Genomic DNA, 14,867 nt, shown 5'->3' on the forward strand with positions numbered 1-14,867 from the left:
TGCGAAAGCACTAACCTTCAACAGTACCAGCAGTATTGGCCGGGATCGGGTTGGCCAGGCCGACAATGTAGCGCTCGATAACCGGCAGCTCTTTGTCTGCTTCTTCACGCATAATCCAGAGCTGTTCTACACGCAGATCCGTAAAGCGGCCATCTTTAAAATCACCGCGCCAGCGGACATAAAACTGAGCCTGATACTTACCGTTTGCCAGATACTCAACGTTCACTTTTTCAATTTCATGGTCATCAGAGTTCAGCAGTGAATGAATCCATCTGTGCCACTCTTTAAATTCTTCTCGTGAGCGGATTTTGTAGTCAGGGAAATCGACGTATACATCTTCCGCAACAAGGTCATGGAAGGCTTCAGCATCCAGATGAACGTTGTTGCATGTGGCTCTTTCGTACATTGAGAACACTTTGTGGACAAAGCTCTTGATGTCGTTTTTGGTAAACTTATGGCTGCGGAATGCTTCCATCAGCGTTGTGTATTCCAGTGTCGGGGAGTAGTTATCCATTGTTCTCGGTACCTAATGTAAATTCAGTGGCTTCAGATGTTTTCATATCAACCCACTCAAACCACGGGCGAGCCTGGGCAAAGTGCTCCTGCATATGTTCTGTTTCCAGGTGAGCAAGAAGGTGCCCGGTTGATTCCCACTCTTCATACAGAAACAGAGTGTTCGGATCTTCAGCGGTGATGTTTTGCTGATATTTAATACAGCCTTCTTCCTGACGAACGATATGAGCAAGTTCTGCCATATGCTCCAGAAATGTATCGCGAAACTCTGGTTTAACCTTACCCGCAACAGTGACAATAATCATTGTGTTTTCTCCATCTGAGTTAACTTGAAAACAGGGATTGTAAGCAAGTTTTTATTTAAGAAAAATGCAATAAATGACACAATGAAATTGTCTTTTTTGGAAACAATAAGCGTGAAGTGATGAAGAAAATCGATCCTAAGTTACTGCAGGTATTTGCTGATGTGGTTGACCAGGGAAGCTTTACCGGTGCTGCGGATGTCAGGGAGACCAACGTATCCTATGTGACACGGCAGATAAAAAAGCTGGAGTCTGATTTAAGGGTTTCACTACTTAACCGTTCAACCAGAGCGATCTCTTTAACGGAAACAGGCCAGCAGGTTTATAACAATGCCCGGCAGATAAATGAACTGGTAAGAAATGTTTCCACTATCGCAGAAGATCAGTCAGATGAGTTAAGCGGAACACTGCGTATTACCAGCGCCGTTTATCTGGGAAGAAAGTTCCTTTTTCCGATTATTGAAAGGCTGTGTGACCAGTACCCGGATATTAATATCGAACTGCAACTGAACGATCAGCAGGTGGATATTATTAAAGACAAGTTTGATATGGCAATTCGGGTATGGAAGCCAAAAAGTGTTGACCTGATAGGTCAGAAATTGCTGGATGTGCACTTCCTGATTGCAGCCAGCCCGGAGTTTGTTAGTAAACACGGAATGCCCCAAACACTGGAGGAGATAAAGCCGTTACCGGCAATTGTTTATGGCAGGAAGGGGCATACAAATAAAGCCTTTAACTATTTTGATACCTCCGGCGATCTGCGCTCTTTCGATATCAATGCCAATCTCTGTATTAACGATGCTGAGCAGCTAAACATAAGTGTGGCAAAGGGGAACCGTTATTTTGTGCCGACCAACTTTATGGTGGCCGATAAAATCAGAAACGGAGAGCTGGTTCAGTTGCTGCCGGAGATAACATTCCTGGCTGAAGAAGCGATTTATGCCGTATATCCGAACCGGGCACTTTCCAGAGTGGCTAAGGTGTTGATAGAGGAATTGAAGAAGGAGCTTTCTGCCTGTGTTATGTCGTGATTCTGGCTGGGCGTGATTCAACTTTTAGTTGCACTTTCAACCTCAGGTTGAAGGTAAATCAACTATTACCCCTCTACACGAGAGTATTGCCAGAGTGAATAATGTACCTGACTCGAAACAAACGGAGAAAGAAATGAAAAAGGTACTTATTCTTGGCGCGACTGGTTTAATTGGTACAGCTATCGCTGAGCTGCTGAAAGGTAATGCGGAAGTGGTTGAGGCATCATTCCGCCACCCGGAGAACAAGGTGGATATTTCAGACCCGGAATCTCTGAAGGCGCTGTTTGCTAAAGTGGGCAAAGTGGATGCTATCGTTTGTACTGCCGGTATGGCGGAATTTGTTCCATGGGCTCAGGCTGACGATGCTAAGTGGGACTTTGGCATTAACAATAAGATGATGGGCCAGATCAACACAATCCGCTTTGGTGAGCAGTATGTAAATGATGGTGGTGCGATTATTCTTTCTACCGGTGTTCTGGCTCAGTACCCTATGGCTGGCAGCGGTATTCTGACTACTGTGAATGCAGCGGTAGAGGCGGCAATAAAAGCGTCTGTTACTGAGATTGAGCGTATCCGTATTAACGCAGTATCGCCTGGCTGGGTGGCCGAGACTATGGTGGCAATGGGCATGGATCCTGAGCCGGGCTTGCCGGCTGCAGATGTTGCGCAGTATTACGTAGACTTGATTGAAGAAAGCACCAGTGGTGACATTGTGGTCGCTGCTAAGTTCTGAGCCTTCTTCAGTTCTCTACCAGAAAACACCCCGGATACGGCATCGCATCCGGGGTGTTTTTTTATCCGGCATAGCAAGAAATCATCAAACCCCGGTGCAATAAAGTACAAAAACCCAAGCAGTAATCTTCAATCTTCATTTCCGGTGCGTTGCTAATCTATACCCAAGTTAAGCGAACGGCGAAAACGCCGGACAAAACAGATTATCAACCAGAGGACGCACCCATGTTTAAAAAACTACTTATGTTAGTGCTTGGAACACTTTCTCTTGCAGCATGCTCAAGCAGCGATGATGCAAAACAGACTACAACTCAAATTTCAGAGAAGACGACAATGCAATCAATTCAGCTAGATACCCGAGTAGGCAAACTTGCCGCTAACCTTTACCTTCCTGAAGGTGTTGAGAAGCCACCGGTTGTGATTATCACCGGTGCCTGGACCACGGTAAAAGAGCAAATGCCGGCGGTATACGCAAAAGCTCTGGCAGACAAAGGTTATGCAACCCTGACTTTTGATTTCCGTGGCTGGGGTCAGTCAGAAGGTTCTGTCCGCTACCTTGAAGATCCAAGCCGCAAAATTGAAGATATCCGCGCTGTGATTGATGCCGTTGCGCAGTTGGATCAGGTTGATGGCAGCCGCATTGCAGGTGTTGGTATCTGTGCATCAGCAGGCTATATGCTGGATGCCGTTGCAGGTAATGACAAAGTAGAAGCTGTGGCAGTGGTTGCACCATGGCTGCATGATGTTGCTATGGCAACAGCTATCTACGGTGGTGAAGAGAGTGTGAAAGGCCTGCTGGCAGCTGCGGAACAAGCAAAAAATGCGGATGAGCCGGTTTACCTTGAAGCTGCAAGCACAACTAACGAAGGTGCTCTGATGTTTAACGCTCCTTACTACACAGAAACAGATCGTGGTCTTATCCCTGAGTACGACAACAAATTCAACGTTGCATCATGGGCCGGTTGGCTGAACTACAACGCTCAGCTAAGTGCAGATAAACTGGCTCAGCCTGCTCTGATGGTTGCTTCTGAATCAATGGCTCTGCCGGCGGGTGCTCACATGTATCTGGACAATGCCGGTGATAACATAGGCGCAGTATGGTTAGACGAAGTAACTCAGTTTGATTTCTACGACCAGCCAGAAGCAGTAAAAAACGCAGTAGACGCTATTTCTAAGCACTTCGAAGCGAATCTTTAAGTCTTACTTAAAGCAGATAAAGCCCTGGAGACAGGGCTTTTTGCGTATAAAGAGGAGGCTATATGTTATGACGCTCAATTCGGTTTCGGCCATTTCGTTTGGCCTGATACAGAGCGTCATCGGTAACTTTTAATAGGTTTTCTTTGCTGTATATTCCATGGGTAACCATGGCAACGCCGATACTAATGGATAGAGAGATTGGTCTTTTCTCAAAAACTGCTTCAGTTTCCCAGACATTGGATCTCAGACGCTCAGCCACTGTCAGTGCTTCCTCAATCCGGGTTTGTGGAAGAATCACAGCAAACTCTTCACCACCGATACGAAATAGCGTATCCAGCTCCCGAAAAGTTTTCCGGATAATCTGAGCTAACTGAATCAATGCTGCATCACCGCCCATATGACCATGGGTATCATTGATGGATTTGAAGTGGTCTGCATCGATTATCATGATACTCATATCGGAACAGTAACGTTTTGCACGCTCAAACTCCGTTGTCAGAATCTGCATAAAATGTCGGCGGTTATACAGGCCGGTAAGCTCATCCCGGATAGCAAGCTGCGCAAGTTTCTGCTTGCTTAGCTCCAGCTCCTGAGTTCTTTGCTGAACCAGTACTTCAAGATTATCTCTGTGATGAATAAGCTGCTGCTCAATCAGGTTGCGCTCTTCAAATGTTCTATCTAACTGAGACTTAATGAAGGTAATGGCATCAAAAACCGGCAACATCGGATGCTCAGGTGTTACGGTATATTTCTTTACCAGCTTGCCTGTCTGCCAGTCGATTGCATCAAGGTAATCAATCAGATCCTGTATATGAGCCGAGGTAGGCTGAGCCTCTTTTGAGCTTATTTCCGGATCTTTTCTCACAGCGGAAGAGGGTTCCTCTTCTCTGTTTGTTTGCGCAGAACCATTTAGCTCTATTGCTGTGGTAACCGCATCCTGAACGGAGTTACAGATATGAATATCCAGATCCAGAATTTTTAGCTTGCCTGCAATTTTGATGGTCATTGCCTGTTTCCAGGTCATGTTGCAGAAAACAATGGCTTTGAGCTGGTCATTCTTAACGACAGAATCGATAAAATACTGGCGGGCGCCTGCAGAAGAGTTTTTGTACCGTGTCCAGTCCTGGATCATAATGTACTTTTTATCCGGAATCAGATGAGCATCAAGGATGGCATCCCCGAATGCCACCGAGTAGGTTTCATCTTTGAGGTCAGAGTATCCTTCTCCCTGAACCAGTAAAATCGCATCCTCAATAAAGGCATAGGAGGTTTTAAAACCACCGGGAAACGCGACATGTTTCCAGTTGTCCTTTTGGATTACTGTGATACCGGTATTCTCGTCCAGAGAAAAGGTAGTATCACTTGTGGCTGCCATAGCAGGGCTGTCATCTTGTGTAGAGTTCATTATTGTTATGTGAAATTCAAATCGTCGCGCGTATTATAACCGAATTTTCAATTAAATTACCCAATATTGATTAGATCATAAAAATAGAAAACCCAGAGCATTGGGAATGAAAGGACTTGATGGCGGATTTGCATCGTTTTTCGAATCAGAGAGCGCTGAACAACAATCTCGCGAGCGTTCTCCTTAAATTGTATTAAGGAGTTTGGAGCGTGAGCCTCATAGAAATTGATGAGGCTCACTGAGGATTAAGCGTAAGCCGGGTAGTCGATAAAGCCTTTTTCATCTCCGCCGTAAAGCGTCAAACGGGCATCCGCATCGAATTCTGCTAGCGGCCAGCCTTTTTTGAAGCGCTCTACCAAATCAGGGTTGGTGACAAAGGGTGTGCCAAAGGCTGCAAAATCACAATAGCCTTTTTCCAGCCACTCTTCTGCCAGTTCTGCTGTCAGCTTGCCGGCAATCATAACCGGTTTTGGGTACACTTCTCTCACCTGTTTGCGGAATGACTCCGGCACTTCAACATAGCGTGAAATGCGCTCGGAGAAGTGCACGTACGCCAGATTCATTGGTGCCATTTTTTCAAGTGCTTTCAGGGTCACATCAACAATTTCAGGATCTTCTTCCGCGAAGCCTTCTATTACATGTGGGGAAACTCGTACCGCTACTTTGTCGCTGCCGATTTCATCAGAGACTGCCTGCAGCGTTTCAAGCATAAAGCGCATGCGGTTTTCCTGACTGCCGCCGTATTGATCCTGACGCTGGTTACTTTCTAAACGCATAAAGGTGTCGAACAGGTAACCGTGCGCAGCGTGGATCTCTACGCCATCAAAGCCTGCTTCAACCGCGTTTCTGGCGGCCTGAACAAAGTCTGCAATCGTGTTTTCGATATCCTGAAGTGTCATCGCGCGCGGTGTTTCCGTTTCAATCATGCCAAAGCCACCTTCTTCAAGCGGGCCGAAAACCTGATCCGGCACTTTAATAGCAGAAGGCGCGAATGGTTGCTCACCAGATATCGATGAGTGACTGCGGCGGCCTACGTGCCATAGCTGGATAAAGATCTTACTGCCTTTATCGTGCACGGCTTTGGTTACCTTTTTCCAGCCTTCGATATGCTCTTTGGTGTAAATACCCGGAGTCATAGAGTAACCACGGCCTACCGCTGAAATAGGAGCACCTTCAGTGACGATTAAGCCTGCGGTTGCTCTCTGTTCGTAATAGGTTGCCATAATATCATTTGGCACATCACCAGGCTGGCTGGTGCGTGAACGTGTCATGGGTGCCATGGCGATACGGTTCTCAACCGCAAAATCACCTGATTTAAAGGAATCAAACAACATCTTTGTTTCTCCGGTTATTTTGAATAGGTAGGGTAATCAGTCAGGCCTTTTTCTGCGCCGCGGTCATATCTACCTTATTAATGAGTTGCCGAAATAATATCAAGCCAGCCAGTTTGTATTGATAGCAATAAAAACAAATTATTTTTGTAAAAACTGCAAAAATAGAGGGCTTTTGCCATTCATTAATAAATAAAAATTATTATGTACATAAAAAATGATAATTTTTTATTGATGTGAAAATTCACTATTCTTATACGTTATTGTGCATGCATTCCAGAGGAAGATATGAAAGCCGTTACTTACCAGAAATCTCAAGACACCTTTACTTTGACTGAGTTGCCGGAGCCTCAGATTCAGAGTCCGTTTGATGTTTTGGTCAAAGTTCACTCTGTAGGCCTGAATCCTGTGGATGCGAAAGTACATCTTTGGCAAGGCATGGTCGCAGATATGGATGACAATTTTGTTGGCGGCCTTGATGTATCCGGAGAGATTGTTGCGACAGGTGATGCTGTTACTGACTGGAATGTGGGCGATATGGTGCTGTATCACGGAGATATGCGCAGAGAGCATGGTGGCTTCGCTGAGTATGCGATACAGGATTCCAGAAGTCTGATTGCGCATCCTTCTATTAGTACAGATATTGCGGCAGCGACTCCATGTGCTGCGTGGACTGCGTATCGCGCTTTAGTCGATAAGCTAAATATCAGCACACGTAAGTCGATTTTTATCTCTGGTGGTTCCGGTGGTGTTGGCAGCTTTGCCATTCAGATGGCCAGACATTTTGGCGTTCAGACTATTATTGCCAGCTGTTCTGCAGCGAATCACGATTTTGTACGCAGTCTGGGCGCAACGCATGTTATTGATTACCGCAGTGAAGATGTTACTGAGCGGGTAATGGAGATCACCGGGCAACAGGGTGTGGACGTTGCGCTTGAATGCGTGGGTGGCGATAACGATGTGATTGCAGCATCGGTACTCGGATACGAAGGTGAGATGGTTGAACTGGTGAAAACCGTTGAGCCTGCTTTGTATGATAATGCCTTTCTTAAAGGCCTGAGTTTTCATCAGCTAAGTCTGGGGTCCGGTCATGTTAACGGTGAAGCCGGAAGGAAAACTCTGGTTGAGTCCGGTAGTGAAGTCTCTAAGCTGCTGGTTTGCTGCGAAGTCGTTGTACCTGAACTTAAGGTTATTTCTCTTGAAGAGATCGGTGATGCACTGATTGATATGAGAAATCAGCGTACTGTAGGCAAAGTGGTTGCCAGAATTATTGACTAAGGTTGGATTGAACGATGTTTTTGGGTGTACTGGCCAGTTTTCTTGGAGCAACGTTTCAGGCGGTTAACTACACCCTGACGCAGAGCTGCCAGCAGAGATACAATATTGATGGTGTAAAGCTGCTGGTGGCAGTGCATGTCGGGCTGGGCTTTGTTGCCCTGATACCGACGCTGCTGTTTGGCTACTGGAAGTTGCTCGCAGTTGATCAGTGGTGGGACTTTATTAAGATCAACCTGCCTTATCTGCTCGCTCAGTACTCTCTGATTAAAGCAATCCGGCTCAGTGATGCTTCCATTGTTTCCCCTTTGCTGGCACTGAAGATCCCTGTCCTTGCTCTTATCTCTATTCTCTTTTTTCAGGCTGATTTTGGCGCGATGCAGTGGCTGGCCATCTCCCTGATCCTGGCGCTTGGCTGGTATTTTTCTTCTATGTCCGGGCAGATAACGCTTGCTCCTCTGATGTTAGTCTTGTTTTCCAGTGTGGGTTACAGCCTGTCTGATATGGCGATTACTCAGTTTTCCCATCGGTTACTTGAAGGGACTTCGGTAGAACAGTCACTGGCGACCATCAGTATTAACTACCTAGCGCTTGGCGTCTGCTCACTGCCATTGCTGAAGTTGCAGAAAGTAAACCTGAAAACCGTGTATCAGACCAAGTGGGTTGCACTGGCCTGGTTTGTTGCCGTTGTTTTCCTGATCCTCGGGTTTAATATCGCAGGGGTGGTTTCCGGCAATGTGGTGCAGTCACTGCGTGGTGTTATCGGGGTAATACTGGCTTTCGTGTTCTTCCGCACTCAGATCGATCAGCCTATGTCGGTATGGAAGAAAAAGCTGATGGCTGCAACGGGAATGTTTATAGCTGTTGGGCTGTTCTATAGCTGAAGCTGAGAAAGCGGCTGGAAAAAGCATGACGCATATCTCTATTTTATAAATGGAGCAGCCAGCCTCTTTCTATTTACCTGCCTTTTACTGGTTAAAAATGCCATTTTTCCACCACAAAAAGAAACACTTAAGAATATTATTAATCTTTGAGAAACAATCAAGTGCAATCAGGCTAACTAATCGTCAGCCAGGTGTCCTGCTAATCTGTTAAAACAAAAATAATTAAACCAGAATAAACAGGTTAATGTGATGCAAGAGAAAGATATTTACCAAGAGTTCATCAGCAAAGCTGGTGAGTTTATCCCCGAGGAGAGGATTGTCTCTGATTACCTACGCGCTCTGGCTTATGGTACGGATGCCAGTTTTTACCGTCTGGTACCTAAAGTCATTGTACAGGTCGCAAATGAAGATGAAGTGATTCGTCTGATGGCACTTGCGACAGAAATGAGCCTGCCAATAACATTTCGTGCTTCAGGCACTAGCCTTTCCGGGCAGACGATTACTGATTCCATTCTTCTGTCTCTTACTCCGGACTGGAAGGATTATGAAATCCTTGAGGACGGAACCAAAATCCGCATGCAGTGTGGTGTATTAGGTGGAGACGCTAACCGTTACTTAGATCCGTTTGACTACCAACTGGCACCTATGCCAGCTTCGATCGATGCTGCAAGTATCGGTGGTATCGCGAGTAACAATGCCGCAGGCATGAACTCGATGGATACCTATGGTGCAATGGAATCTGCACGTATCGTATTCCTTGATGGTACCGTGCTTGATACCGGCTCTGAAACCAGCCGTGCAGAGTTTAGAAAAACGCACGCGAAGATGATTGATGAAGTTGGTGCACTATCTCAGAAAATGAAAAGCAACACTGAGTTAAGCAAGAGAGTTGCACGTAAGTACGAGATTAAAAATACCACTGGTTACGGTCTTCGCTCGCTGCTTGAGTGGGATGATCCGATCGATATTATCGCGCACCTGCTAATTGGTTCGGAAGGTACACTGGGCTTTATCTCGGAAATTACGCACAACACCATCCGAAAGTATCCGCTAAAGGCTTCCGCTTTCCTTGTATTCCCTGATATCCGTACCGCAAGTGCTGCTGTTACCCGCTTCAAACTGAACAAGACTCCGGTATCTGCGGCGGAAATGATCGACTATTACGCAATGAAAGCCGTTGAGCATATGGATGGGGTTCCTGATTATATTGCGGGTGTACCTGAAGGCGCGACGGCAATTCTGGTTCAGGCTGAGGCAGATGAGCAGGCCGAGCTGGAGAGTCATATTCAAACTATTCTGTCTGAAATCGATGATCTGGAACTTGTTGTTCCGGCAAGCTTTACGGATAAACCTGAAGAATATCAGGCGTACTGGAATATCCGTAAAGGTATCTTCCCGGCAGTAGGTGCAACCAGGCCAAAAGGTACCACAGCGCTTATCGAAGACGTGGCATTCCATATTGAAACTCTTGCCGATGCTCTGTCGGATCTGCAGCAGCTTATGCAGGAATATGGTTACGACGATGGCGTAATATACGGTCACGCACTGGATGGAAACCTGCACTTTATCTTCTCTCAGGGCTTTGGCTCTCCGGAAGAGATCGACCGTTACGAACGTTTTATTGATGATGTCTGCGACATTGTGGTGAATAAATACGACGGTTCTCTTAAAGCGGAACACGGTACAGGCCGTAATATGGCACCGTTTGTACGCAAAGAGTGGGGTGATGAAGCTTATGAGTACATGCTGAAGATCAAGCAGATATTCGATCCTCAGGGCATTATGAACCCGGATGTAATGATTACCGACAACCCTAAGCTGCATATCAGTAACCTTAAGCCGATGAAGGCGGTGAGCGACATCGTTGACCAGTGTATCGAATGTGGTTTCTGTGAGCGTATGTGTCCTTCCCGTAACCTGACACTCAGCCCGAGACAGCGCATTATCGGTAAACGTGAGCTGGCGCTTTTAGATGGTGAAAATCAGCAGGCCTTTGCGGACGAATATGATTATATGGCCATCGACACCTGTGCTGGTTGCGGATTATGTTCGACGGTTTGTCCGGTTGGGATCAATACCGGTGACCTGGTAAGGCAGCTGCGTCACGACCGTAATATTGATAAAGAAGGCACCTCTAAGTGGATAGCCGAGCACTTTGGCACGGTTGCTGGGGCGGCAAAAGCAGCGTTTGGTGTTGCTAATGTTACTCATGGCATTCTGGGCAGTAAAGCGATGGGCGCGGTAACTCGCACAGCGCGTAAGATATCGGGAAATGCAGTGGGTTACTGGACGCCTGAAATGCCGACACCGGCACCGAAAATTAACCTGATTAAGCAAATAACTGAGCCGACGGCAGCATCAGATAACCCGCTAAAAGTGATTTATCTGCCAAGTTGTTCAAGCCGTACTATGGGCCCGGCCCGGGGAGCAGAAGAGCAAACATCGCTTGTCGATAAAACCGAAAGCTTGTTGCGCAAAGCAGGCTATGAAGTTATCTACCCTGAGGGTCTGAAGGACCAGTGTTGCGGTATGCCGTTTAAGAGTAAAGGCATGTTTAACCAGGCAGAAGCGAAAGCAGCTGAAACCATGAAAATGCTTTTAGAAGCCAGTAATAACGGTGAAATCCCGGTATATTGCGATACCAGCCCGTGTACCATGCAGCTGAAAGATCATCAGGATCCGCGTATAAAACTGTATGAACCGGTTGAGTTTGTCCATGAATTCCTGATGGATAAGCTGGAATTTGAGCCGACGGATGACAAGGTTGCGCTGCATATTACCTGCTCTGCACGTCGCATGGGTCTGGATAAGAAAATCCTTGAAGTGATGAAGGCTTGCAGTACTAATGTGGTTATTCCGGATCAAATCACCTGCTGTGGTTTCGCCGGTGACAAAGGATTTACCACCCCAGAGCTGAATGAGTCTGCGCTAAGTACGCTGGCTGAACAGGTTGAGGGATGCAGCAGCGGTTACTCCACAAGCCGTACCTGTGAAATCGGTCTTAGCCACCACTCCGGCATTGATTATCAGTCGATTGTTTATCTGATAGATAAGTGTACCCGTAAGAAATAATTAGCCTTTCTTAGAACAAAAAAGCCCTCGATATTTATCGGGGGCTTTGTTTTACAGGTAATCCTAATTACGCTAATTTTAGCTTTATTCTAAATGACGATAGTCTCGTTACTTTAATTCAGGCCAGAACTCTTTGTTTGCTTCGATTAGCGCATCCAGAACCTGACGGGCTTTCTTCGCATCAACAATAGTACGGTTCAGAGTCAGAGCCTGAAGTGCTTTGGTGTAAGAGCCTTCAAACCATGCTTCAACTGTCAGACGCTCATAAGCGAACTGCTGCTCGATCATACCCTTGTAGAATGTTGGGATCTTACCAACGCCGTATGGACGAGGGCCGTTGAAGCCAAGTTCCGCTGTTACTTCTACCATCACATCGTCATCAAGGTTTGCAACCAGGCCGTTGTTCTCAAGGATAACCACAAACTTACGCTTCTGGTTGAAGGCAATAGATTCAGCTACCTCAACAATCATGTCGCCGTGTGCATCGTTGTGTACTACTGTTGAGTTCTTCGTTGTACCATCGATAACTGCCTGACGACACTCGTCGAATACGCGCTTCTCACGGCCATCCATTACTTCATTTGCGCGGGTGTACTCTGGGTCAAGTTTAGACAGCTTGTACTCAGGGTACAGGTAGTACTGCAGGTAAGTGTTTGGCAGGTAATCCGGGAAGTCGCGAAGCATATCCGCTACTGCCGCATATGTGTCTAGCCATGACTGGTCGCGCTGCTCAGCGTCAACCGGCATAAAGCCGTTTTCAGAGATGTACGCTTTTAACTTAGGCGCCAGATCTTCACCCTGCTGGTTGTACAGGTGGGTGAACCAGCCGAAGTGGTTGAGGCCGAAGTATACAGGATCAAACTCATCCGGGTTTACATCAAGAAGGCGGCCATATGAACGAAGCAGGTTAACCGGTTGGTCACAGATGTTCAGGATTTTCTCGTCCTGAGGGAAACGCTTTTTCAGCGCATCTGCAACGATAGCAGCCGGGTTAGTGTAGTTTAGGATCCATGCCTGTGGAGCGCGGGCACGAACATCTTCCACCATTTCGATCATATCGCCGATAGAACGCATACCGTAAGCGAAACCGCCAGGGCCACAAGTCTCCTGGCCGATTACGCCGTGAGCCAGAGGGATCTTCTCATCTTTTTCACGCATCTCGTAGCCGCCGGTACGCATCTGGCAAAGTACGAAATCCATATCTTTGTAAGCTACGTCTTTGTCCGTGGTGTATTCGAAATCCAGCTCAGGGTACTCTTCAGAGAACAGCAGCTTGGCGTATTCGCCGATCACTTCCTGGCGGCCTGCGTTTACATCAAACATTACCAGACGCTTCAGAGGGAAGGTGTCTTTACGCTTACATAGTGCTTTAAGAAGACCAGGAGTCCAGGTAGAACCGCCGCCAACCAGTACGATATTAAATGCTTTAGTCATGATTACATCTCACTTTGAAATTTTAATGGACCCCGAACTAAACCGGGGTCGGATGTTTAAATATAAGAGGGGGAATTTGTTATACAGCCAGAGCCTGTTTTACATCATTGGCAATGCTTTCTACCTGCGGGCCATAGATAACCTGCACGTCAACATCTGTTGCCCGTTTCACGCCGGTTGCACCTGTAGCCAGCAGCGAGTCATCCTTAATCTTGTTCATATCCAGTACTTTTACGCGCAGACGGGTGAAGCAGTTGTCTACCAGCTGGATGTTTTCTGAGCCGCCAAGGCCTTCGATAATCTCTTTTGCTTTTTCAGAAGCAGGCATTACGTTTACTGTGACTGTTTGTGATTCATCTTCACGGCCCGGAGTCTTCACATTCATCTTCAGGATTACTGTGCGGAATACAAAGTAGTACAGCGGGAAGTAACAAGCGCCAAGCAGAAGCTCGTACCACCATGAAGTCTGAGAGCCACCCAGTACACCGAATACCAGGAAGTCAATCACACCGCCCTGTACGTTACCGATAATCACGCCGAAGATTTGTGCCAGAGCAAATGACAGACCGGTCATCACAGCGTGGAACACATAAAGAACCGGAGAAACAAAGATAAAGCTGAACTCAAGAGGCTCTGTAATACCGGTTGTGAATGAAGCCAGCGCACCCGCAAGAACCAGAGCTTTTACACGTGTTTTGTGTTCCGGGCGTGCACAGTGGTACATCGCCAGTGCTGCACCAGGAAGTGCGAACATCATTACCGGGATCTTGCCCTGAGCCAGGAAGCGTGATGCTTCGCGAACTGTATCAAGGCTCATTGAAGCTGGATCTGCAAGCCATGTGTTGAAGATGCTAAGTGCACCAACGATGCTTTCACCGTCAACGGTCGCTACGCCACCGATAGGAGTAAAGCGTACTGTTTCGTTCAGAATGTGGTGCAGACCGGTTGGGATCAGCAGACGCTCTGTAAATGCAAACAGGAAGGTACCGAAACTGCCCGCTTCACCGATAAACTGACCAATGCTTGCGATAGCAGAACCGATAGTTGGCCAGATGAACGAGAGGAATACACCTACAAGCGGTAGCACGATCACCGTGATGATTGGAACAAAGCGGCGACCACCGAAGTAGTTAATCGCAGTTGGCAGCGTGATGGTGTAGAAGCGGTTATGCAGGTATGCAGTGATCAGACCTGCGATAACACCACCAAGTACACTCATGTGATAAGTAAAGATACCCAGTGTACGGCCGAATTCAGCGGCATACATCATAGCTGCAGTGCGGTCCATACCCTGACTTACAAGGTAATCGACAGAAGTGGTTGCCGGGGTAAGGCCCTGAGCCAGAAGGCTGTAGTTAACACCAACATGCATGGCAATAAAGCCAACGATAGCGGCGAATGCAGCCGTTGGCTTTTCGTCTTTCGCCATACCGATAGCAGCAGCAACAGCAAAGAACAGAGGCAGGTTACCAAACAGAGAGCCAGATACTTTACGGATGAAACCAAGCACTAGCTGAACGATTTCAAGCTGGTTAAAACCCTGGCCTGTGATGTTCGGGTTTTGCAGCGCAGCGGCTAGTCCGAGGAAAATACCGGCAGCCGCGATAACCGAAATCGGCATCATTAGCGCCTTTCCTAAGTCTTGTAACTTAGAACCAAAATTTTTCATAACAGAGATACTCCATGTGCAA

At 47.0% G+C, this 14,867-nt stretch carries 12 protein-coding genes; 6 read left to right on the forward strand and 6 right to left on the reverse strand.

What is annotated here, in order from left to right:
• Window positions 1-10 precede the first annotated feature (10 nt).
• Both L3Q72_RS20625 and L3Q72_RS20630 read right to left on the reverse strand, forming a co-directional pair.
• Complete coding sequence (locus tag L3Q72_RS20625) at window positions 11-514, reverse strand: nuclear transport factor 2 family protein (protein ID WP_275132431.1); 504 nt, start codon at window positions 512-514, stop codon at window positions 11-13.
• Complete coding sequence (locus L3Q72_RS20630; RefSeq protein ID WP_275132432.1) at window positions 507-818, reverse strand: putative quinol monooxygenase; 312 nt, start codon at window positions 816-818, stop codon at window positions 507-509. The genes L3Q72_RS20625 and L3Q72_RS20630 overlap by 8 nt, the downstream gene beginning before the upstream one ends.
• A 119-nt stretch (window positions 819-937) precedes the next feature.
• Between L3Q72_RS20630 and L3Q72_RS20635 the strand changes: the two genes are divergently transcribed.
• The 3 genes from L3Q72_RS20635 (at window position 938) to L3Q72_RS20645 (ending at window position 3,775) form a co-directional block, all read left to right on the forward strand.
• On the forward strand, window positions 938-1,846 hold the full coding sequence (locus tag L3Q72_RS20635) for a LysR family transcriptional regulator (protein WP_275132433.1): 909 nt from the start codon (window positions 938-940) through the stop codon (window positions 1,844-1,846).
• Between the two features lie 133 nt (window positions 1,847-1,979).
• Entirely contained in the window at window positions 1,980-2,579 is a 600-nt protein-coding gene (locus L3Q72_RS20640; protein WP_275132434.1) for a short chain dehydrogenase, read from the forward strand.
• Window positions 2,580-2,803: 224 nt separating this feature from the next.
• Window positions 2,804-3,775: an alpha/beta fold hydrolase gene (locus tag L3Q72_RS20645; RefSeq protein WP_275132435.1), complete on the forward strand. Its 972-nt coding sequence runs from the start codon at window positions 2,804-2,806 to the stop codon at window positions 3,773-3,775.
• A gap of 58 nt (window positions 3,776-3,833) precedes the next feature.
• Here L3Q72_RS20645 and L3Q72_RS20650 read toward each other — a convergent pair whose 3' ends face one another.
• Window positions 3,834-5,180, reverse strand: coding sequence for a GGDEF domain-containing protein (locus L3Q72_RS20650; RefSeq protein ID WP_275132436.1), 1,347 nt, complete (start codon window positions 5,178-5,180; stop codon window positions 3,834-3,836).
• A gap of 245 nt (window positions 5,181-5,425) precedes the next feature.
• A complete protein-coding gene (locus L3Q72_RS20655; protein WP_275132437.1) occupies window positions 5,426-6,514 on the reverse strand; it encodes an alkene reductase in 1,089 nt (362 codons plus the stop codon).
• 285 nt (window positions 6,515-6,799) lie between these two features.
• On the opposite strand from L3Q72_RS20655, the gene L3Q72_RS20660 reads away from it, so the two are divergent.
• The 3 genes from L3Q72_RS20660 to L3Q72_RS20670 all read left to right on the forward strand — a co-directional run bounded on the left by L3Q72_RS20660 (window position 6,800) and on the right by L3Q72_RS20670 (window position 11,742).
• Window positions 6,800-7,789 carry a zinc-binding dehydrogenase gene (locus tag L3Q72_RS20660; RefSeq protein ID WP_275132438.1) on the forward strand — a complete coding sequence of 330 codons (990 nt, stop codon included), beginning with the start codon at window positions 6,800-6,802 and terminating at the stop codon, window positions 7,787-7,789.
• A gap of 14 nt (window positions 7,790-7,803) precedes the next feature.
• Window positions 7,804-8,670, forward strand: coding sequence for an EamA family transporter (locus L3Q72_RS20665; protein ID WP_275132439.1), 867 nt, complete (start codon window positions 7,804-7,806; stop codon window positions 8,668-8,670).
• Window positions 8,671-8,919: 249 nt separating this feature from the next.
• Window positions 8,920-11,742, forward strand: coding sequence for an FAD-binding and (Fe-S)-binding domain-containing protein (locus tag L3Q72_RS20670; protein WP_275132440.1), 2,823 nt, complete (start codon window positions 8,920-8,922; stop codon window positions 11,740-11,742).
• A 108-nt stretch (window positions 11,743-11,850) separates the two neighbouring features.
• Here L3Q72_RS20670 and L3Q72_RS20675 read toward each other — a convergent pair whose 3' ends face one another.
• Window positions 11,851-13,176 (reverse strand): 6-phospho-alpha-glucosidase, encoded by a 1,326-nt coding sequence (locus L3Q72_RS20675; protein ID WP_275132441.1) that lies wholly within the window; start codon window positions 13,174-13,176, stop codon window positions 11,851-11,853.
• A 79-nt stretch (window positions 13,177-13,255) separates the two neighbouring features.
• Window positions 13,256-14,845, reverse strand: coding sequence for a PTS transporter subunit EIIC (locus L3Q72_RS20680; RefSeq protein ID WP_275132442.1), 1,590 nt, complete (start codon window positions 14,843-14,845; stop codon window positions 13,256-13,258).
• Window positions 14,846-14,867 lie beyond the last annotated feature (22 nt).

It is taken from the genome of Vibrio sp. JC009, from assembly GCF_029016485.1.
GTDB lineage: Bacteria > Pseudomonadota > Gammaproteobacteria > Enterobacterales > Vibrionaceae > Vibrio.